The 19,502-nt window shown below is 65.1% G+C and carries 18 protein-coding genes and 3 tRNA genes; all 21 read left to right on the forward strand.

What is annotated here, in order from left to right:
- The first annotated feature begins 51 nt into the window (after nt 1-51).
- The 21 genes from aceA (at nt 52) to lpdA (ending at nt 19,472) form a co-directional block, all read left to right on the forward strand.
- Nucleotides 52-1,365: an isocitrate lyase gene (aceA, locus tag U743_RS06375; RefSeq protein WP_043771407.1), complete on the forward strand. Its 1,314-nt coding sequence runs from the start codon at nt 52-54 to the stop codon at nt 1,363-1,365.
- A 118-nt stretch (nt 1,366-1,483) separates the two neighbouring features.
- Nucleotides 1,484-2,143 (forward strand): response regulator, encoded by a 660-nt coding sequence (locus tag U743_RS06380; RefSeq protein ID WP_043766521.1) that lies wholly within the window; start codon nt 1,484-1,486, stop codon nt 2,141-2,143.
- The gene (uvrC, locus tag U743_RS06385; protein ID WP_043766523.1) at nt 2,140-3,948 is read left to right on the forward strand and encodes an excinuclease ABC subunit UvrC; all 1,809 of its coding nucleotides are present in this window, start codon (nt 2,140-2,142) and stop codon (nt 3,946-3,948) included. Before U743_RS06380 ends, uvrC begins: the two co-directional genes overlap by 4 nt.
- A gap of 69 nt (nt 3,949-4,017) precedes the next feature.
- Entirely contained in the window at nt 4,018-4,593 is a 576-nt protein-coding gene (gene pgsA / locus U743_RS06390; RefSeq protein ID WP_043771410.1) for a CDP-diacylglycerol--glycerol-3-phosphate 3-phosphatidyltransferase, read from the forward strand.
- A gap of 37 nt (nt 4,594-4,630) precedes the next feature.
- Nucleotides 4,631-4,706 (forward strand) — tRNA-Gly (locus U743_RS06395).
- Nucleotides 4,707-4,757: 51 nt separating this feature from the next.
- Nucleotides 4,758-4,831: transfer RNA gene (locus U743_RS06400), tRNA-Cys, on the forward strand.
- A gap of 43 nt (nt 4,832-4,874) precedes the next feature.
- A tRNA-Leu gene (locus U743_RS06405) sits at nt 4,875-4,961 on the forward strand.
- 16 nt (nt 4,962-4,977) lie between these two features.
- Entirely contained in the window at nt 4,978-5,604 is a 627-nt protein-coding gene (gene ccmA, locus U743_RS06410) for a heme ABC exporter ATP-binding protein CcmA (RefSeq protein WP_052367605.1), read from the forward strand.
- On the forward strand, nt 5,601-6,269 hold the full coding sequence (locus U743_RS06415) for a heme exporter protein CcmB (RefSeq protein WP_043766525.1): 669 nt from the start codon (nt 5,601-5,603) through the stop codon (nt 6,267-6,269). Before ccmA ends, U743_RS06415 begins: the two co-directional genes overlap by 4 nt.
- Complete coding sequence (ccmC, locus tag U743_RS06420) at nt 6,266-7,012, forward strand: heme ABC transporter permease CcmC (protein WP_043766527.1); 747 nt, start codon at nt 6,266-6,268, stop codon at nt 7,010-7,012. Before U743_RS06415 ends, ccmC begins: the two co-directional genes overlap by 4 nt.
- Entirely contained in the window at nt 7,005-7,166 is a 162-nt protein-coding gene (gene ccmD, locus U743_RS18690; protein ID WP_156966352.1) for a heme exporter protein CcmD, read from the forward strand. The genes ccmC and ccmD overlap by 8 nt, the downstream gene beginning before the upstream one ends.
- Nucleotides 7,153-7,623, forward strand: a complete 471-nt coding sequence (ccmE, locus tag U743_RS06425) for a cytochrome c maturation protein CcmE (RefSeq protein ID WP_043771418.1) — start codon at nt 7,153-7,155, stop codon at nt 7,621-7,623. Before ccmD ends, ccmE begins: the two co-directional genes overlap by 14 nt.
- Entirely contained in the window at nt 7,623-9,584 is a 1,962-nt protein-coding gene (locus U743_RS06430) for a heme lyase CcmF/NrfE family subunit (RefSeq protein WP_043766528.1), read from the forward strand. The genes ccmE and U743_RS06430 overlap by 1 nt, the downstream gene beginning before the upstream one ends.
- On the forward strand, nt 9,581-10,108 hold the full coding sequence (locus U743_RS06435; protein ID WP_043766530.1) for a DsbE family thiol:disulfide interchange protein: 528 nt from the start codon (nt 9,581-9,583) through the stop codon (nt 10,106-10,108). The genes U743_RS06430 and U743_RS06435 overlap by 4 nt, the downstream gene beginning before the upstream one ends.
- Nucleotides 10,108-10,551: a cytochrome c-type biogenesis protein gene (locus U743_RS06440; protein WP_043766532.1), complete on the forward strand. Its 444-nt coding sequence runs from the start codon at nt 10,108-10,110 to the stop codon at nt 10,549-10,551. The genes U743_RS06435 and U743_RS06440 overlap by 1 nt, the downstream gene beginning before the upstream one ends.
- Nucleotides 10,548-11,582: a tetratricopeptide repeat protein gene (locus U743_RS06445; RefSeq protein WP_043766533.1), complete on the forward strand. Its 1,035-nt coding sequence runs from the start codon at nt 10,548-10,550 to the stop codon at nt 11,580-11,582. Before U743_RS06440 ends, U743_RS06445 begins: the two co-directional genes overlap by 4 nt.
- Nucleotides 11,583-11,654: 72 nt before the next feature.
- A complete protein-coding gene (gene galU, locus U743_RS06450) occupies nt 11,655-12,566 on the forward strand; it encodes a UTP--glucose-1-phosphate uridylyltransferase GalU (RefSeq protein ID WP_043766536.1) in 912 nt (303 codons plus the stop codon).
- A gap of 19 nt (nt 12,567-12,585) precedes the next feature.
- Nucleotides 12,586-15,444, forward strand: a complete 2,859-nt coding sequence (locus tag U743_RS06455; RefSeq protein WP_043766538.1) for a 2-oxoglutarate dehydrogenase E1 component — start codon at nt 12,586-12,588, stop codon at nt 15,442-15,444.
- Between the two features lie 46 nt (nt 15,445-15,490).
- On the forward strand, nt 15,491-16,726 hold the full coding sequence (gene odhB, locus U743_RS06460; RefSeq protein ID WP_043766541.1) for a 2-oxoglutarate dehydrogenase complex dihydrolipoyllysine-residue succinyltransferase: 1,236 nt from the start codon (nt 15,491-15,493) through the stop codon (nt 16,724-16,726).
- An 88-nt stretch (nt 16,727-16,814) separates the two neighbouring features.
- Nucleotides 16,815-17,915 carry a porin gene (locus tag U743_RS06465; protein ID WP_043766543.1) on the forward strand — a complete coding sequence of 367 codons (1,101 nt, stop codon included), beginning with the start codon at nt 16,815-16,817 and terminating at the stop codon, nt 17,913-17,915.
- A 111-nt stretch (nt 17,916-18,026) separates the two neighbouring features.
- A complete protein-coding gene (gene lpdA / locus U743_RS06470; RefSeq protein WP_043766546.1) occupies nt 18,027-19,472 on the forward strand; it encodes a dihydrolipoyl dehydrogenase in 1,446 nt (481 codons plus the stop codon).
- The last annotated feature ends 30 nt before the right edge of the window (nt 19,473-19,502 follow it).

Below are 19,502 nucleotides of genomic sequence, written 5' to 3' on the forward strand. Positions count from 1 at the left end.
TCGCTACCGTCCACGCCTACCTCAACTGAAGGACGACTAAACCCTATGAGCATGTCCCGCGAAGAGCAGATCAAGCAACTCGAGAACGATTGGGCGACCAATCCCCGGTGGAAGGGTGTGAAGCGCCCCTACAGCGCCACTGACGTCGTACGTCTGCGCGGCTCGGTGCAGCCCGAGTACACCCTCGCCCGTCAGGGCGCCGAGAAGCTCTGGAATCTCGTCAACGGCGGTGCCAAGAAGGGTTACGTCAACAGCTTCGGCGCCATCTCCGCGGGGCAGGCCATGCAGCAGGCCAAGGCCGGTCTCGAAGCCGTCTACCTGTCGGGCTGGCAGGTCGCTGCCGACGGCAACACTTCCGAGACCATGTACCCCGACCAGTCGCTCTACGCCTACGACTCGGTGCCGGCGATGGTCCGTCGCATCAACAACACCTTCCAGCGCGCCGACGAGATCCAGTGGAAGAAGCTCTGCGACGGCGAGATGAGCGAGAAGGATGCCATCGACTACTTCCTGCCCATCGTCGCGGACGCCGAGGCCGGTTTCGGTGGCGTGCTGAACGGCTTCGAGCTGATGAAGAACATGATCCGCAATGGTGCCGCTGGTGCGCACTACGAGGATCAGCTGGCGGCCGTCAAGAAGTGCGGCCACATGGGCGGCAAGGTGCTCGTGCCGACCAAGGAAGCCATCGAGAAGCTGGTCGCCGCACGGCTGGCCGCGGACGTTCTGAACGTTCCGACGCTGGTCTTCGCCCGCACCGACGCCGAGGCGGCGAACCTGATCACTTCCGATCACGACGCCAACGACGCGCCCTTCCTCACCGGTGATCGCACCGCCGAGGGCTTCTACCGCGTCAAGAACGGCCTTGAGCAGGCTATCTCGCGCGGCGTTGCTTACGCGCCCTTCGCCGATATGGTGTGGTGCGAGACCGGCACGCCGGACCTCGGCTTCGCCAAGGAGTTCGCCGACGCCGTTCGCAAGGAGAACCCGGGGCAGCTGCTGGCCTACAACTGCTCGCCTTCCTTCAACTGGAAGAAGAACCTGGACGACAAGACCATCGCCAAGTTCCAGGAAGAACTCTCCAGCTACGGATACAAGTACCAGTTCATCACGCTGGCCGGTATCCACATCAACTGGTACAACACCTTCGAATTCGCGCACAAGTACGCGCAGGGCGAGGGCATGAAGCACTACACCGAGATGGTCCAGCAGCCGGAGTTCGAGGCGCGCGAGAAGGGCTACACCTTCGTGTCGCACCAGCAGGAGGTCGGCGCCGGCTACTTCGACGACGTCACCACCGTCATCCAGGGCGGCGCCTCCTCGGTGACCGCGCTGACCGGCTCGACCGAGGAAGAGCAGTTCCAGTAAGGACTGTCTGCCTCTGAAGGCTGATCCTGAAAGGCCCGGTCATCGACCGGGCCTTTCTTGTTTTGGGGCGTAAAAGCCTTGTGCGGGATACCATGAGACAGGCAAAGGAGAGCCAATCATGATCACCATCATTCTCGTCGACGATCATCGTCTCGTAAGGGCGGGGCTGCGCCGGGTCGTTTCCGAACAGCCGGACATGGAAGTGCTGGCCGAGGCCGCGTCGGGCGAGGAAGCCATCGAGCTCGTACGCGTGCAGGAGCCGGACATCATGCTGCTCGACGTCAATATGCCCGGTCTGGGAGGGCTGGAGGCCACGCGCCGTATCCATCAGCGCTTTGCCGACGTCAAGATCATCGGCGTCTCCATGCATATCGACGAACCCTATCCGTCGCGGCTGCTTGCCGCCGGCGCGGTGGGCTACATCGGCAAGGACTCTGCGGCCGACGAAGTCGTGACGGCCATCCGGCGCGTGCACGCGGGCGGTCATTACGTCGCCTCGGCGGTGGCCGGCAATCTGGCTGCGCATCTGTCGCGTGGCAGCAACGCTTCACCCTTCGATGCGCTATCGCAACGCGAGCTGCAGGTCATGTACATGCTGACCCAGGGTCTGGGCACGCAGGCCATCTCCGACCGGCTCTGCCTGAGCCCGAAGACCGTGAGCACCTACCGCTATCGCCTGTTCGAGAAGCTCGGGGTGCACAACGATGTCGAGCTGACGCGACTGGCCATGCGCTACGACATGCTGGATGACGCCAAGGGGCAGAACAACGCGTCATGAGCGCGGACTTCGATAGCCGCTCCTATCTCGCTCAGCTCACGACTTCTCCCGGCGTCTACCGCATGTACGACGCCAAGGAGGCGCTGCTTTACGTGGGCAAGGCGCGCAATCTGCGCAAGCGGGTAGGGAGCTACTTCCTGCGCGCCTCGGGCAATCCCCGCATCGAGGCCATGGTCGACCAGATCGCGCGCATCGAGGTTACCGTCACGCACAGCGAGGACGAGGCGCTGCTGCTCGAGGCCACGCTCATCAAGGAGCAGCGGCCGCGTTACAACATCCTCTACCGCGACGACAAGAGCTACCCCTATGTGCGCATCAGCGCCGATCGCTATCCGCGCATCAGCTTCTATCGGGGGCGAAAGAACCGGCAGGACCACTTCATCGGGCCTTTTCCCTCGGCGGCCTCGGTGAAGGAGACGCTGGACTCGCTACAGCGTCTCTTCCAGCTCCGACCCTGCCGCGACAGCTATTTCAACAATCGCACGCGGCCCTGCCTTCAGCATCAGATCAAGCGTTGCTCGGCGCCCTGCGTCGGCCGCATCAGCGAGGCGGACTATGCCCGCGATGTGCAGCGCGCCATGCAGCTGCTCAACGGTCGTGCCGACGCGCTGATGCGTGAGCTGGAGAAGGAGATGGAGCGCGCCGCCGAGGAACTGGCCTTCGAGCGCGCGGCGCGATTGCGCGACCAGATTGCGGCCCTCAAGCGCATCCAGCAGCACCGCGGTGTCTCGGGTGGCACGCGCAATACCGATGTCGTCGCGCTCGCCCCGCACGCGGGTAGCAGCACGGTTGTCGTGATGTCGGTGCGCGACGGGCTCAACCTGGGGCATCGCAGCTTCTATCCGCAGCACCCGGGGGATACCGAGCCGGAGGAACTGATGGAGGCCTTCCTGTCACAGCATTACGCCGAGCATCCGCCGCCGGCCGAGATCCTGATCAGTCATCCGCTGACCGCCGACACCGGGCTCACCCAGGCGCTGAGCGCGCGTGCCGGTCGCGAGGTGCACGTACGCATGCCACAGCGCGGTTTCAAGAAGAAGCTGCTGGAGATGGCTGCCAATACCGCCAACCAGGCCTTGTCGAGCCATCTGACCGAAGCCGCAAGCATGCAGGAGCGCTTGATGGCCATCGCCGAGCACCTGGAGCTGCCGGCGGCGCCACAGCGCATCGAATGCTTCGACATTTCGCACACGGGCGGCGAGGGCACCGTGGCGTCCTGTGTCGTCTTCAACGAGGAGGGCGCTGCGCGCAGCGCCTATCGCCGTTACAACATCAGCGACATCACGCCGGGCGACGACTACGCGGCGCTGGCACAGGCGGTGCGCCGCCGCTTCCGGACCGGCAAGAGCGAGGGGGCCGTGCTGCCGGATCTCTTGCTCATCGACGGCGGCCGCGGGCAGGTACAGATCGTGGCCGGGGTGCTCGCCGAGCTCGGGCTGGAGGAAATGCCGCTCTACGGCATTGCCAAGGGGGTGACGCGCAAGCCGGGTCTGGAGGTCTTCATTCGGCCAGACAGCCGTCAGGAGCTGCGTCTGCCAGCAGATTCGCCGGCGCTTCACCTGCTGCAACAGGTGCGCGACGAGGCGCATCGCTTCGCCATCGGTGGGCATCGTGCGCGCCGCGGCAAGGCGCGCACGCAGTCCCAGCTGGAGGGCATCGACGGCTTGGGGCCGACGCGGCGGCGCGCGCTGCTACAGCACTTCGGGGGCATCACGCAGGTGCGAGCCGCCAGCATCGATGCGCTAACCGCGGTGCCCGGCATCAGCCGCCGAATGGCCGAGCGGATTCACACGCAGCTACGTTGAGCATGTTGTCGGCGCGATACGCCCACAGCGCATAAACTTGCGCTCCCTGTGACTCGCGGGCGCATCTCCTTGCAATTGACGCTGCCACTGCTGCTCACCATCGGCCGGGTCGGTGCGATTCCGGTGGTCATGCTGCTCTTCTACCTGCCGGTGCCCTACGCGCGCCAGGCGGCGATGATTCTCTTCGTGCTCGCCAGCGTTACCGATTGGCTGGACGGTTGGCTGGCGCGTCGCTGGCAGCAGGAGAGCCGTTTCGGCGCCTTCCTGGATCCGGTGGCCGACAAGCTCTTGGTGGTCGCGGCGCTGATTCTGCTGCTCTACGATCGCCCCGGTATCGTGCTTGCGCTGTTGGCGACGGTGATCATCGGCCGCGAGATCGCAATATCCGCCCTTCGCGAGTGGATGGCGGAGCTGGGCGCGCGCAAGAGTGTTGCGGTGAGCTGGCTCGGCAAGCTCAAGACCGGCTTCCAGATGACGGCAATTGCCTTGATGCTGTGGGAGCAGCCCCTCGGCGAATTGCCGGTCTATCAAGTGGGATACGCGTTATTGATCGTGTCGGCGGTGCTGACGCTGCAGTCGATGTTCGCCTACCTCCGGGCTGCCTGGCCGCAGATGCAGGGCGACAGCGATGCCGATCACTCTTGACTTCACGCGGCAGGCCTCTAGAATACGCCTCCGTTGCGCGGGAATAGCTCAGTTGGTAGAGCGCAACCTTGCCAAGGTTGAGGTCGCCGGTTCGAGCCCGGTTTCCCGCTCCAGATCGGCAAACCCCGGCGCAGCCGGGGTTTTTGCTTTTGGCCCTGCGAATCGGCTCGGTGGCAGAGTGGTGATGCAGCGGACTGCAAATCCGCGTACGTCGGTTCAATTCCGGCCCGAGCCTCCAGTTTCCCGCTACATGCGCAAGACGCCATACTGGGCCATCGCCCGCCCGAGTGGCGAAATTGGTAGACGCACGGGACTTAAAATCCTGTGGCCGCAAGGCCGTGCCGGTTCGACTCCGGCCTCGGGCACCAACGTCTCCGCGCCATAGTGAACGCCCCGTCAATCTCGCCCGAACCGGTCCCCGCGACCACGGAGCTGCTGCGTCTTGAAGCCCTGACGATTGGCCGCGGCCTACGTGTGCTGCAGCGCGATCTCGCACTGAGCCTGTCGCCCGGCGAGGTCGTTCACCTGGCCGGCCCCAACGGTTGCGGCAAGACAACGCTGCTGGAAACCATCGCCGGTCTGCATCTCGCCGAGAGCGGCAGCGTGCAGGCGCCGGACACTGCGGACAGTCTCTGGATCGGTCATCGTCACGGCTTCGCTCTGGAGCTGGACGGTCGTCGCAATCTCGCGCTGTGGTGCCAGCTGCAGGAGGGCGAGGCCGGGCGCATCGACGAGGCGCTGGACTACTGGCGCATCCGTCGCGCAGCGCGTCGCGCGGTAGGCGTGCTCAGCGCCGGGCAGCAACAGCGCCTGGCGCTGGCCACGCTGCGCCTGAAGCCGGGCGTGCAACTCTGGCTGCTCGATGAGCCGCTGGCTGCGCTCGACCGTCAGGCCGTGCCGCTGCTCGCCGAGGAGATCAGCCGCTTCACGGCCAGCGGCGGTGCGGTACTGATGACCACGCACCAGCCACTGCCGGGCGTAACGGCTCGCGAATACGAGCTCTCGGCATGACCGGCGCAGCACTGGCAATCCTGCAGCGAGAGTGGCTGCTCACGCGGCAACGCGGGGCGGCGTGGATGCAGCCACTGGTCTTCTTCGCGGTGGTGATTACCGCCTTCGTGCTCGGCACCGAGCCGGGCGCGCCCTGGCTGAGTGCGGCCGCACCGGCGCTGATCTGGGTAGCGCTGTTGCTGGCGCTCATCATCGGCAGCGAGCGTGCCTTCCGGGACGACGCGCGCAGCGGCTTCCTGCAGCAGATGATGCGCAGCCCGGCGCCGCTGCCGCTGCTCATGCTCGCCAAGCTCGCGGCGCAGTGGCTGCTGGTTGCCGTTCCATTGCTGTTGGCAGCGCCGCTCGGCATGGCCGCGCTGGATATGTCGGCGCGCGCGATGCTGAGTTGCTGGCTGGCGCTGCTGCTCGGCTCGCCGGCACTGTCGGCCATCGCCGGGCTCGGTGCGGCACTCACCGCGAGCCTTCCACGCGCAGGCATCCTGCTTCCGCTCTGCGTTCTGCCGCTGTGCCTGCCCGTCATCATCTTCGGCAGTGGCGTTGCGCGCACCGCAGATGCCGGCCTGGACAGCGCCGGCGCCTTATACTTCGTCGCGAGCATTTCATTGCTCTGCCTCTGCGGGCTTCCATTCGCCTGCAGCGCTGCCGCCAAACTGCAAGGACCATGAACTGGAGCTGGTTCCACAAGCTGGGCTCGCCGCCGTATTTCGACCAGCGAGCGCGCACCTGGGCGCCCTGGCTGGAGCTGATCGCGCTGGCGCTTGTGGCTTATGGGCTCCTGGGTGGCCTGTGGCTGGCGCCGCCCGATTACCAGCAGGGCGAGGTCTACCGCATCATCTATGTTCACGTGCCGGCCGCATGGCTGTCGCTGGCGCTGTACACCGCGATGGCCGTCGCTAGTGTGGTCGTGGTGGTCTGGCGCATGAAGCTCGCCGAGAGCGCTCTGGTCTGCCTGGCACCTGTTGGCGCGAGCTTTACCGCGCTCGCGCTTGCCACCGGCATGATCTGGGGCAAGCCGACCTGGGGCGCATATTGGGTCTGGGACGCGCGGCTGACCTCGGAGCTGGTACTGCTCTTCCTTTATCTGGGTGTCATCGCGCTCAACAACGCCATGCCCGATGCCCGGCGTGGTGCACGCGCGGCGGCGCTGCTCGCCATCGTCGGCTGGGTGAATGTGCCCATCGTTCACTACTCCGTGGAGTGGTGGAACAGCCTGCACCAGACGGCGAGCATCATGCGTATGGGCAGGCCGGCTCTGGATGCGAGCATGCTCTGGCCACTGTTGGCAATGGCCCTGGGCTTGAGCTTCTTCAGCGCTGGCAATGTGCTGCGCCGCATGCGTGCAGAGAACCTGCGTCGCAATGCGCGACAGCGCTGGACGCGTGAACAAGTGGAGGGCGCCGGTGTCTGAATGGCTGGCAATGGGGGGGCATGCGGCCTACGTGTGGTCGAGCTTTGCCTTGACGGCAAGCGTGGTTGCGTGGAATGTGCTCGCCGCGCGGCTGCAGCTGAGCCGCGCCCGGCAGGAAGTCATGGAGATCTTGGATGAAGATGACGGCGCGTAGACAGCGGCTGGCATGGGTTGGCGTGCTGCTGATCGCGGTGGCGGTGGCGGTGGCGCTGGGCTCTATGGCTTTTCGCGAGAACCTTATGTATTTCCACACGCCCAGCGATATCGCTGCCGGCGAAGTGCCCAGCAGCAGCAGCTTCCGGCTGGGCGGTCTGGTCGCCAGGGACAGCGTCGAGCGTGACTCGGATTCGCTGAAGGTGGCGTTCCGGATCGCGGACTGCAACAACGAGGTTCAGGTCGAGTACTCGGGCATCCTCCCCGACCTTTTCCGAGAGGGGCAAGGCATCGTGACGACGGGCTATCTGGACGATCAGCAGCGCTTCATCGCATCGCAGGTTCTTGCCAAGCACGACGAGAATTACATGCCTCCGGCACTGGCCGAAGCGCTGGATGACGGAACCGGCCACAGCTGCGATCCCTTCAAGCCCGTACGCGCGGCGAACGCCTCCTGATGCTGGCAGCAACCGGAGAAATCGCGCTGGCGGCAGCGGTCTGCATCTGCGTGCTGCAGATGCTCTTTGCTGCACGAGTCGCCACCAGCGGCCAGCCCGAACGCGATCTGCCGCTGGTGCGCGGCATGATCAGCGCACAGCTGCTGCTGCTGATCGTGGCCTATGTAGTGATGTCGGCGCTCTTCGTGCGCGATGACTTTGCCGTGGCCTTTGTTGCCGGTAACAGCCACGCGAATCTGCCGGTGATTTACAAGCTCACCGCGGTCTGGGGCGGCCACGAAGGCAGCCTGCTGCTCTGGATGTTGATGCTCGCCGGCTGGAGCTGGATGGTGAGCCTGCGCAGCAGCAGCCTGCCGCCGGTGACCGCCGGCGTCGTCATGGGCGTGCTGGGTTTCGTGTCGCTGGGCTTTCTCAGCTTCACGCTGTGGACCTCGAACCCCTTCGATCTGCAGTTCCCGGTACCGAGCGAGGGCAGGGATCTGAATCCACTGTTGCAGGACCCCGGCATGATCATCCATCCGCCGCTGCTCTACATGGGCTACGTCGGATTCGCGGTGGCCTTCGCTTTCGCAGTGGCAGCACTCATAGAAGGACGGCTCGACAGCCAGTGGGCGCGCTGGACACGGCCCTGGACAACCTCGGCCTGGGCCTTCCTCACCGCCGGCATCGCGCTGGGCTCCTGGTGGGCCTACCACGAGCTTGGCTGGGGCGGCTGGTGGTTCTGGGATCCGGTGGAGAACGCCTCCTTCATGCCCTGGCTGATCGGTACCGCGCTGATCCATTCGCTGGCCGTCACGGACAAGCGCGGCGTGCTCAAATCCTGGACCGTGCTGCTGGCCATCATCGCCTTCGCTCTGTCGCTGCTCGGAACCTTCCTGGTGCGCTCGGGCGTGCTGGTGTCGGTGCATTCCTTCGCCAGCGATCCGGAACGCGGCCTCTTCATCCTGGCCTTCCTGGCCATTGTCGTCGGCGGCGCGCTCGGACTCTATGCCTGGCGGGCCAGCCAGCTGCAAGCCGAAGCACAAGTGGTGGCTGTGTCGCGCGAAGGTCTGATGTTGCTGAACAATGTCTTCCTGACGGTTCTGGCCGGTGTCGTTTTCATCGGCACGCTCTATCCGCTGCTGATCGATAGCCTCGGTCTGGGCAGCATCTCGGTTGGCCCGCCTTTCTTCGAGGCACTGTTCGCGCCGCTCGGCTTGCCGCTGGTTCTGCTGGTCGGCTTCGCTGGTGTGATCGGCTGGAAGCGCGCGCGCGCCGGTGAGGCTCTACGCGCAATGGCACTGCCCGCGGCGATCGCCGTCGTCGCCGGAGTCGCGCTCTGGCTGGGCGTCTATCACGCCGCCAGCGGCATGGCGCTGGCAGGCATCATTCTGGGCTTCTGGGCGATCGTTGCCTCACTGCGCGACCTCTGGCTGCGCGCGCGCGGCGGTCGTGGTATCGGCAGCATTCCGAGTTCGCTATGGGGCATGAGCCTGGCGCACATCGGTCTCGGCATCTTCGTGCTGGGCGTGACGGTAGTCTCCAGCTTCGATGTAGAGCGCGACGTGCGGCTGGGCCCAGGAGATTCCGCCGAAGTTGCAGGCTACGATTTCCAGTTCCAGGGCACGCGTGTTGTGGATGGCCCCAACTGGCGGGCAGATCGCGCCAGTGTGCTCGTGCGCCGCGGCGATCACGTGATCCGCGAGCTGCAGCCCGAGAAGCGCCACTATCCGGTACGCGGCGACGTCATGACGCAGTCGGCGGTGACCTATACGCCGATGCGAGACATCTATGTCTCGCTGGGTGAGCCGCTCGGCAGCGGCAACTGGTCGCTGCGCGTGCAGTACAAGCCGATGATGCGCATGGTCTGGATCGGCGCGGCGCTCATGATGCTCGGCGGCTTCATTGCCGCCACCGACCCGCGCTACCGTCGGCGCGAGGCACGTCCGGCCGATGGCGCCGTGGCATCGGAGACCGCATGATGCGCCGCGTGCTGCTCTACGGCATCCCGCTGGTCACGCTTGTCGGCCTTGTCGCTTTGCTCTTCGCCGGCATGCAGGATCGCGACCACAGTCTGCCGTCGCCGCTGATCGGCAAGCAGCCGCCGGCGCTTCCGGAACCGCCGGTCGGCGGCGCGGAAGCACTCGCCAGCGCGCGCGAGCAGCTGCATCTGGTCAACTTCTGGGCCAGCTGGTGCCAGCCCTGCCTGGTGGAACACCCGCGACTGATGGCGCTGTCGCGCGAAGGCGTATCCATCATCGGGGTCAACTACAAGGATCGCCCCCGGGCCGCCGAGCGCTGGCTGCAGCAGCACGGTGATCCTTTCAGCATCGTGCTGCGCGACGAGGCCGGTGGTCACGCCATCGACTGGGGGGTTTACGGCGTGCCGGAGACCTATGTCATCGGCGCAGACGGGCGAGTGCTGCGCAAGCACGTCGGCGAGATCGACGCCGAGTTCGAGCGCGAGGTCCTGCAGGCGATACGCGACCAACAGGAGACTTCCTGATGCGTCGCGGGCTGCAGTGGCTGCTGGTGGTATTCGTCGTGATCGGCAGCTTCGGCGCGCCGCTGCAGGCGCAGGAGCATGAGAGAATCCCGCTGACGGCCGAGCAGGAGCAGCGCTTTCACCGCCTCGCCAACGAATTGCGCTGTCTGGTCTGTCAGAACCAGAGCATTGCCGAGTCGAACGCGCCGCTGGCGCAGGATCTCAAGGAGCGCGTGCGCCGGCAGATCAGCGAGGGACGCAGCGACGAAGAGATCAAGAACTACATGCGTGATCGTTACGGCGATTTCGTTCTCTACAAGCCGCCTTTCAATGCGGTCACCGCGGTGCTCTGGATCAGCCCACTGATTCTGCTCGGCGTGGGCGCGATCTGGCTGGCTCTGCGCATGCGGCGCGCGCGCGCCGACGATCTTCCCGACGACGAGCCGGAGCACCTCGAGCGATGACGACTACGCTGCTCTTGCCGGTGCTGATCATCGCCGGCGCTGTCGCCCTCGGGCTGATCCCCATCCTGTTGCGTCGCCGGGCAGCGCCGGCACGGGTGGCAGGCGTATCCGCCGCGATTGCGTTGATTGCCGCGGGCTTTGGCGGACTGGCCTATCTGGCAAGCGACAACCGCGATACCGCCAAGCGCGTCGCGCTCTACGAGTCGAACCCGCACGCCGCCATGCGCAGTTTCGCCGGCGACCTGCGCGAACGCATTCGCAGTCAGGGCGAATCTGCGCAGGCGGAACTCCATTTTCGCCTTGGCCGCGCGCTGTCGGCAGCCGGCGACCGCCAGGACGCCATCGCGGCGTACGCTGAGGCCAACCGTCGCTCGAAGGACGACGACCCCGGCTTCCTGGTGGCGGAGGCGGAGGCGCGACTCAACGACTCGCAGCGCAGCGTGGATTCGCACCGCATCGCCGAACGTCGTATCGAACAGGCGCTGACTGTCGCGCCTCGCCATCCGGCGGCGAATTTCTATGCTGGAGCACTAGCTCTCGGAGAAGGAAATGAGGTCGAGGCCCTGCCGCATCTGCGTATCGTGCTGGACTCCGGTCTGCTGGAAGGCGGCGCGCGCGAACGGCTGGCGCAGCGCATTGAATCCATCGCCGCGAGCCGGGACGAGAGCGCGAGCGACACCGACGAGGACGCGCCCAGTCTGCGCGTGACAGTCCACCCGCCCGAGGACGGTGCGCCACCCGAGGGTGGGACGCTTTTCGTGTTCCTGCGACGGCCTGACGGCCCGCCTATGCCGCTGGCGGCCCGGCGTCTGAATGCGCCGCAGTGGCCGGTGACCGTGCAGCTGCGCGACAGCGATCGCCTGTCCGGCGGGCCATCCTTGTTCAGCTACGAGGCCCTCGTGGTGGCTGCGCGCTGGTCGGCAAGTGGCGACGCATTGAGTGGACGCGACGGTCCGCAGGCGCAGCAGAATATCGATCCGGGAAGCGATCGTGCGCTCGAACTACGGCTAGGCGGAAGGGCGCCGGACTAGGTCTTTCAGCCCCCGGCAATCGGGCGCGTTACACTCGGCAACAACATCGAAGAAGACATCAAGGTTCGAGTCATGCGCATCCGCAAAGCCGTTTTCCCCGTCGCCGGCCTCGGCACGCGATTCCTGCCGGCTACCAAGGCCAGCGCCAAGGAAATGTTGCCGGTCGTGGATAAGCCGCTGATCCAGTACGCCGTGGCCGAAGCCGTCAGTGCCGGCGCCGAAGAGCTTGTCTTCATCACCGGCCGCTCGAAGAACTCCATCATGGACCACTTCGACAAGGCCTATGAGCTGGAGAACGAGCTGCAAGAGCGTGGCAAGACCAAGCTTCTGGAGGTCGTTCAGGAGATCCTTCCGCCCGGCATCACCTGCATTTTCATCCGTCAGGCGGAAGCCCTCGGCCTAGGCCACGCTGTGCTCTGCGCCTGGCCGGCGGTGGGCGACGAGGATTTCTACGTGATCCTCGCCGACGACCTCATCGACGGCCAGCTACGCCCTTGCCTGGCACAGATGCACCGCGTGTATCAGGAATATGGCACCAGCGTGCTTGCCTGCGAACAGGTCCCGCACGATGAGATCGGCAGCTATGGCGTGGTTGACGTCAAGCCGGTCGGACCGGGCCTCGGCGAAATCAAGAAGATCGTCGAGAAGCCGAAGCCGGACGAAGCGCCATCGAATCTCGCAGTCGTCGGGCGCTACATCCTGACGCCACGCATCTTCAAGATCCTGCAGCGCACACAGGCCGGCTCCGGCGGCGAGATCCAGCTGACCGATGCCATCAGTCAGATGATGCAGGAACAGACCGTGCTCGCGTACGAATTCGACGGCAAGCGCTACGACTGCGGCTCCAAGCTCGGCTACCTGAAGGCGAATGTCGAGTACGCCCTGAAGCACCCGGAAGTCGGCGAAGACTTCCGCAATTACCTGCATGAGCTGTCCATCGAAGAGCACTTCGAGGAAGGCAAGAAGGACCACGCTGCGGGCTGACCCCACCCAAGCTAACGCCATGACCAGCAAGTACGAGAACCTCCGCCAGACGACCTCCATCCACGGCGCGAATGCGGCGTGGCTCGAGTCCTACTACGAGCAATACCTCGAGGATCCCGAGTCGGTTGACGCCAATTGGCGCGCCTTCTTCCGCGGCGTGCAGGGCGGAGAGATCGTCACCGAAGTGCCGCACAGCCCCATCGTCGCGCGCTTTGAGCGGCTCGGGCGCGAGCGTCGCGCGAGCGCCCCCGCTGGCGCCGAGGCGCAGCTGCAGCAGGCCGAGAAGCAGGAAGCGGTGCTGCGCCTGATCAACTACCACCGCGTGCGCGGCCATCAGGTTGCCAACCTCGATCCGCTCGGCTTGTCTCCGCGCATGCAGGTTCCGGATCTGGACCCGGGCTTCCACGGCCTCTCCGACGCCGATATGGATACCGAGTTCTCGACCGGCACGCTGGCCGTCGATGACCGCATGACGCTGCGCGACATCCTGCGCGTGTTGCGCTCGGTCTATACGGAGACCATCGGTGCCGAGTACATGTACCTCACGGAGACGGCCGAGAAGCGCTGGATCCAGCAGCGTCTCGAAGGGGACGCCTTCGCGCCCAAGATCAGCGTCGATCGCAAGAAGGAGGTCTTCCAGCAGCTGGTTGCAGCCGAAGGCCTGGAGCGTTATCTGCACAACAAGTACGTCGGCCAGAAACGCTTCTCGCTGGAAGGCGGCGATGCGCTGATTCCGCTGATGGACGAAGTAATGCGCGGCTGCACCGAGTCCGGCGTCGAGGAACTCGTTATTGGCATGGCGCACCGGGGACGCCTCAATGTGCTGGTCAACATTCTCGGCAAGTCTCCGGCCGATCTCTTCGCCGAGTTCGAAGGCAAGTTCCGCGAGGAGGACCTGCAGCGCGCCGGCGACGTGAAGTACCACATGGGCTTTTCCACCGATGTCGAGATCGGCGGGCGCCGCCTGCATCTGGTACTGGCCTTCAACCCCTCGCATCTGGAGATCGTCAATCCCGTCGTCGAAGGCTCGGTACGCGCGCGACAGACGCGGCGCAACGACGAGAAGGGCACGCAGATCGTGCCGGTACTGATGCATGGCGACGCCGCCTTCGCCGGCCAGGGTGTGGTGATGGAGACGCTGCAGCTGTCGCAGGCCAAGGGCTATGCGACCGGCGGCACGGTGCACATCCTCATCAATAACCAGATCGGCTTCACGATGCCGAACCCGATCTCGGCCGAGCCGGGCACCGAGACGCGCACCTCGCGCTACGCCACCGATATCGCCAAGATGCTCGACGCGCCGGTCTTTCACGTCAACGGGGACGACCCCGAGGCCGTGGTCTTCGTCACGCGGCTGGCAGTGGACTATCGCAACCGCTTCCACAAGGACGTCATCATCGATCTGTGCTGCTACCGCCGGCTCGGGCACAACGAGGCCGACGAGCCCTCGGTGACCTCGCCGCAGATGTACCGCACGATCAAGGAGCACCCGACGCCGATGCGCGTCTATAGCCAGCGGTTGCAGGAAGAGGGCACGCTGAGCTCTGACGAAGCCGATGGCTACCAGAAGGCCTACCGTGAAGGGCTCGACAAAGGCGAGAACGTGGCCCGTACCGCGCTCGGCATGGTCGGCAACAAGTACACCATCAATTGGTCGAAGTACGCCGAGGGCCGCTGGGATTCCTCGGCAGAGACGCCCGTCGCGCTCAAGACCCTGCAGAACCTCTGGTCGCGCCTGGAAAAGCTGCCCGAGGGCTTCGAGCTGAATCCGCGCGTGTCGCGTGTCTGGGAGGATCGAGCCAAGATGGCTGCCGGCGAGATGCCGATCGACTGGGGCTTCGCGGAGACGATGGCCTACGCCACGCTTGTCTCCGAGGGATTCTCGGTGCGCTTGACCGGCCAGGACTCTCGGCGTGGCACCTTCTTCCACCGCCATGCCTCTCTCTACGACGCCAGTACCGGCGAGCGTTTCACGCCGCTGCGGCATCTAAGCCAGGAACGCAACGCCTTCCTGGCCAGTGACACTTTGCTGTCAGAGGTGGGCGTTCTCGGCTTCGAGTACGGCTACAGCACGACCGACCCGGACTGCATGGTGATCTGGGAGGCGCAGTTCGGTGACTTCGCCAACGGCGCACAGGTACTCATCGACCAGTTCATCAGCTCGGGCTACGCCAAATGGGGACGGCTCTGTGGTCTGGCGATGTTCCTGCCGCACGGTTACGAAGGGCAGGGACCCGAGCACAGCTCGGCGCGGCTGGAGCGCTACCTCCAACTCTGCGCTAACGAGAACATGCAGGTCTGCGTACCGTCGACGCCGTCCCAGTTCTTCCACATGATCCGTCGCCAGATGAAGCGCTCGCTGCGTCTGCCGTTGATCGTCATGACCCCCAAGAGCCTGCTGCGGCACAAGCTTTCGGTATCGAGTCTGGAAGACCTCTCGGATCGCGGCTTCCTGCCCTTGATAGGCGAGACCGGCGACATCGACGCCAAGAAGGTCAAGCGCGTCGTCTTCTGCAGCGGCAAGGTCTATTACGACCTGGTTCAGAAGCGCGACGAGGACGGCATCAAGGATGTCGCCATCGTGCGCCTTGAGCAACTCTACCCCTTCCCCGCGGACGCCTACGCCGAAACCATCGCCGGCTATCCCGCGGCCAAGGAGATCGTCTGGTGCCAGGAGGAACCCGAGAACCAGGGGGCCTGGTACCAGATCAAGCATCGTCTCGAGCAGCCGCTGGGTCAATCGCACAAGCTGCTCTACGCTACCCGTCCCGGCTCCGCCACGACCGCGTCCGGCTTTCCACAGGTCCACAAGCGCGAGCAGGCTGCTGTGGTCGAGGCTGGTCTGCGCGGCGGCGCTTCGCAGCGCAACGGCGACTGAACCGGGCAACCGGTCGGCACATCATTCAACGTTCACAGGTTAGATCATGAGTATCGAAGTCAAGGTTCCCGCGCTGCCCGAATCCGTATCCGAAGCCACCGTGGCAACTTGGCACAAGGCAGCCGGGGACGCTGTGAAGCGGGACGAGACCCTCGTCGAGTTGGAAACCGACAAGGTGATGCTGGAAGTGCCGGCACCGGCCGACGGCACCCTCGGCGAGATCAAGCATGCCGAAGGCGCCTCGGTGACCGCTGACACAGTTCTGGCGCTGATCGAGGAGGGTGGGGCCGCTGCCGCGCCCGAGCCCGCGCCGGCCGCCGGCAAGAAGGAAGCCGCCAAGGAAGCCGCGCCCGCCGCCGAGCCCGAACCAGCCGAAGCGGACGCACCGCAGAGCCCTGCCGTGCGCAAGCTGCTGTCCGAGCACAACCTCAACGCAGCCGATATCAAGGGCAGCGGCAAGGGCGGCCGGCTTACCAAGGCCGACGTCGAGGCGCATCTCGAAGGCGGCGGCGAGCCAGCAGCCGCGCCCGAGCCGGCACCGGCGGCGAAGACCGAAGCTGCGCCGCAGGCTGCTGCCGGCGCACGCGAAGAGCAGCGCGTGCCGATGACGCGCATCCGGACCCGCATTGCCGAGCGGCTTGTGGAGGCACAGAGCACGGCGGCCATGCTGACGACCTTCAACGAGGTCGACCTGCAGGCCGTGGGCGATTTACGCAAGCGCTACAAGGAAACCTTCGAGAAGGAGCACGGCGTCAAGCTCGGCTATATGAGCTTCTTCGTGAAGGCAGCTTGTGAGGCGCTGAAGCGCTTCCCGGTCGTCAATGCCTCCATCGACGGCAACGATATTGTCTACCACGCCTACTACGACGTCGGCATCGCCGTCTCGGCACCGCGCGGGCTGGTGGTCCCGATCCTGCGTGATGCCGACACCCTCGGCTTCGGCGAAGTCGAGAAGCGCATCGGCGAATTCGGTCAGCGCGCGCGCGACAACAAGCTGACCATGGATGAGCTGACCGGGGGGACATTCTCGATCACCAATGGCGGTGTCTTCGGGTCGCTGGTGTCCACACCGATTCTGAATCCTCCGCAGAGCGCGATTCTCGGCATGCACGGCATCAACGAGCGGCCGGTGGTTGTCGATGGCGAGATCACCATCCGTCCCATGATGTGGCTGGCGCTGACCTACGACCACCGCATCATCGACGGCCGCGACGCAGTGCTCTTCCTGCGTGCCATCAAGGACTTCCTCGAAGACCCTGCGAAGCTGCTCTTGGACATCTAAAGACCCTGTCACATATGGCGCGCTAATATCCCGTCCGCGAGCCAGCTTGGCTCGCGTTACACACAACTATTAGGCACGGGAGAAGTAAATGAAGCGAAGCATCGCAGCCAGCTGTGCGCTGGGTCTGCTGTCGGCGCCTGCCGCAGCGTTAGAGACCTCCGTCGACCTCGACGGGCACGTCGGCTTTTCAGGGAGCTATTTCGATAGCGACGCCGGTGACAACACCAATCTGCATAACAACGCCTCGCGCATCGGTCTGACCGCCAAGGTCGCCGAAGGGGGCGTTACCGGTTTCGCGCGCTACGAGCGCGGCATGGACATCTACAACCCGGATTCCGATTTCACGGGCGGCCTCAACGGCTCCGGCTCGCTGGGCGAGGATTTCGTGCGTGAGTTCTACGCCGGCATCGAATCCGACTATGGTCGCATCACGCTGGGTCGTTTCCGTGCCGCGTATGCACGCGCCGGTCAGCGTGTCGATCCCTTCTACGACACCTCCGTCGCCGGCTTCTCCGGCACGGCTGCCACCGTGGCTGGCCAGGGCGCCAACTACGGTCTGTCGAATCTGAGCAACGGCTTCTCCGACCGCGTCGTCGAGCTGCAATCGGGCAACTACGATGGCTTCAAGGTCAACGCCAACCTCTACCCGGACGGCAGCACGGAGAATGACCACGACTATGGTGCGGGCGTGAGCTATGCCAGCGAGCTGGCGCGCGATATGCCCTTCGAGGTCAGCCTGCAGTACCTCGAGATCCGCAACGAGGCCATCTCCGGCGTGCCCTTCAACAGCGACGCCTCCGTGGGTGGTTCGCCGGGCGAGAGCACCAACTTCCGCGCCTCCGGCATCATCGATCTGGACGGGATCTCGATCGGCGCCAACTACGAGTACGTCGACGTCGACGCTGAATCGCGCGAGCGCCACTACTCCACGGTGACCGCCACCATGCCGCTCGATGCGCGCCTCAGCCTGGCGGCTGCCGTCAGCTACCTCGACTTTGCGGATGACGCGCCGGCACCGGCCATCAGCGGTCTCGGCGGCTCGATCGGCGCCTTCTACGAGGTGCTGCCCGGTCTCAACACCTACGCCGCGCTGCGCTATATCGACTTCGACGACGATCGCAATCCCAGCGACGATTCGCTGGCCGTCGCCATCGGCGCGGGCTACAGCTTCGATATGTCGCTGCGCTGATCGACAGCCTGCTTCCGAAGCACGAGAAAGGCCGGTTCCGACCGGCCTTTTTCTTTGTGGGGCCTATAATGCGTGCGCGCTGACAAATACGTTTTCCGGAGGTTGGGCGAGATGAGCGATTCCTACGATGTCGTGGTCATTGGCGGCGGGCCCGCGGGCTACCCCTGCGCGATCCGCGCGGCCCAGCTCGGCCTGTCGGTGGCATGCATCGACAACTGGCTGAACCGGGACGGCGGCCATGCCTTCGGCGGCACCTGTCTCAACGCCGGCTGCATCCCCTCCAAGGCCTTGCTGGAGTCCAGTGAGCTCTATCACCGGGCCCAGCACGAGTTCGCCACCCACGGCATCAACATCAGCAAGGCGAGCCTCGACCTGGCCGCCATGCAGAAGCGCAAGAACGATATCTCGGGCCAGCTCACCGGCGGCATCCGCACGCTCTTCAAGGCCAATGGCGTGGAAGGACTGCCCGGCACCGGCAGCCTCGCCGGCAAGGGCAAGGTGCGTTACGAGCCCATGGAAGGCGAGGCGCGCGAGCTTTCTGCCAAGCACATCGTCATCGCCACCGGATCGAAGCCCGTCGAGCTGAAGAAGATCGCGCCCTTCGACGGCGACCGCGTCGTAGATTCCTGGGGTGCGCTGGATTTCGAGTCCGTCCCCAAGCGCCTGGGCGTCATCGGTGCCGGCGTCATCGGCGTCGAGCTGGGCAGTGTCTGGAGCCGTTTGGGCGCCGAAGTGACCATTCTGGAGGCCATGCCCGATTTCCTGCCGATGGTGGATCAGGCCGTATCCAAGGATTCACTCCGCCAGTTCGGCAAGCAGGGCATGGACATCAAACTCGGCGCCAAGGTGACCGGCGCCAAGGTCATGAAGTCCAAGGTCAGTCTCAGCTACGAGCTGAAAGGCGAGGAGCAGTCACTGGATGTCGACAAGCTCATCGTCGCCGTCGGCCGTGCCCCCAACACCGATAATCTCGGTGCCGAGGAAGCAGGCGTCGAGCGCGACGATCGCGGCTTCGTAGTCGTCGACGAGAACTATCGCTCCAGTGCCGAAGGTGTCTACGCGGTCGGCGACGTCATCGGCGGTCAGATGCTGGCGCACAAGGCCATCGAAGAGGGCGTGGTGCTCGCCGAGCAGCTCGCCGGCCACAAGGGTGTGGCCGTCAATTACAACGCCGTGCCCTGCGTCATCTACACCAGTCCCGAGATCGCCTGGGTGGGCATGTCCGAAAAGCAGGCCACCGAGGCCGGCTTCGAGGTCAAGACCGGCCAGGCGCCCTTCGCCGCCAACGGCCGCGCCAAGGCGCTGGAAATGACCGCCGGCATGGTGCGCGTGATATCCGACGTCAAGACCGACCGCATTCTTGGCGTGCACATGAGCGGGCCCTACGTCTCGGAGCTACTCGCCGAGGCCGTGCTCGCGCTGGAGTATGGCGCCACCACCGAGGACGTCGCGCTGACCATGCACAGTCACCCGACGCTGTCGGAAACCTTGCACGAAGCCGTGTTGTCTGTGGATGGGCTTGCCATCCACGCGGTCAACAAGAAGCGCGGCAAGTAACCGTCATTCATTCCTGCTCTAAGGAGTAGT

Source organism: Algiphilus aromaticivorans DG1253, from assembly GCF_000733765.1.
Classification (GTDB): domain Bacteria; phylum Pseudomonadota; class Gammaproteobacteria; order Nevskiales; family Nevskiaceae; genus Algiphilus; species Algiphilus aromaticivorans.

What these genes read in the sequence shown, in the direction of transcription:
- aceA (WP_043771407.1), top strand. Translation starts at nt 52, where the DNA reads ATGTCCCGCGAAGAGCAGATCAAGCAACTCGAGAACGATTGGGCGACC.
- U743_RS06380 (WP_043766521.1), top strand. Translation starts at nt 1,484, where the DNA reads ATGATCACCATCATTCTCGTCGACGATCATCGTCTCGTAAGGGCGGGG.
- uvrC (WP_043766523.1), top strand. Translation starts at nt 2,140, where the DNA reads ATGAGCGCGGACTTCGATAGCCGCTCCTATCTCGCTCAGCTCACGACT.
- U743_RS06415 (WP_043766525.1), top strand. Translation starts at nt 5,601, where the DNA reads ATGACCGGCGCAGCACTGGCAATCCTGCAGCGAGAGTGGCTGCTCACG.
- ccmC (WP_043766527.1), top strand. Translation starts at nt 6,266, where the DNA reads ATGAACTGGAGCTGGTTCCACAAGCTGGGCTCGCCGCCGTATTTCGAC.
- ccmE (WP_043771418.1), top strand. Translation starts at nt 7,153, where the DNA reads ATGACGGCGCGTAGACAGCGGCTGGCATGGGTTGGCGTGCTGCTGATC.
- U743_RS06430 (WP_043766528.1), top strand. Translation starts at nt 7,623, where the DNA reads ATGCTGGCAGCAACCGGAGAAATCGCGCTGGCGGCAGCGGTCTGCATC.
- U743_RS06435 (WP_043766530.1), top strand. Translation starts at nt 9,581, where the DNA reads ATGATGCGCCGCGTGCTGCTCTACGGCATCCCGCTGGTCACGCTTGTC.
- U743_RS06440 (WP_043766532.1), top strand. Translation starts at nt 10,108, where the DNA reads ATGCGTCGCGGGCTGCAGTGGCTGCTGGTGGTATTCGTCGTGATCGGC.
- U743_RS06445 (WP_043766533.1), top strand. Translation starts at nt 10,548, where the DNA reads ATGACGACTACGCTGCTCTTGCCGGTGCTGATCATCGCCGGCGCTGTC.
- galU (WP_043766536.1), top strand. Translation starts at nt 11,655, where the DNA reads ATGCGCATCCGCAAAGCCGTTTTCCCCGTCGCCGGCCTCGGCACGCGA.
- U743_RS06455 (WP_043766538.1), top strand. Translation starts at nt 12,586, where the DNA reads ATGACCAGCAAGTACGAGAACCTCCGCCAGACGACCTCCATCCACGGC.
- odhB (WP_043766541.1), top strand. Translation starts at nt 15,491, where the DNA reads ATGAGTATCGAAGTCAAGGTTCCCGCGCTGCCCGAATCCGTATCCGAA.
- U743_RS06465 (WP_043766543.1), top strand. Translation starts at nt 16,815, where the DNA reads ATGAAGCGAAGCATCGCAGCCAGCTGTGCGCTGGGTCTGCTGTCGGCG.
- lpdA (WP_043766546.1), top strand. Translation starts at nt 18,027, where the DNA reads ATGAGCGATTCCTACGATGTCGTGGTCATTGGCGGCGGGCCCGCGGGC.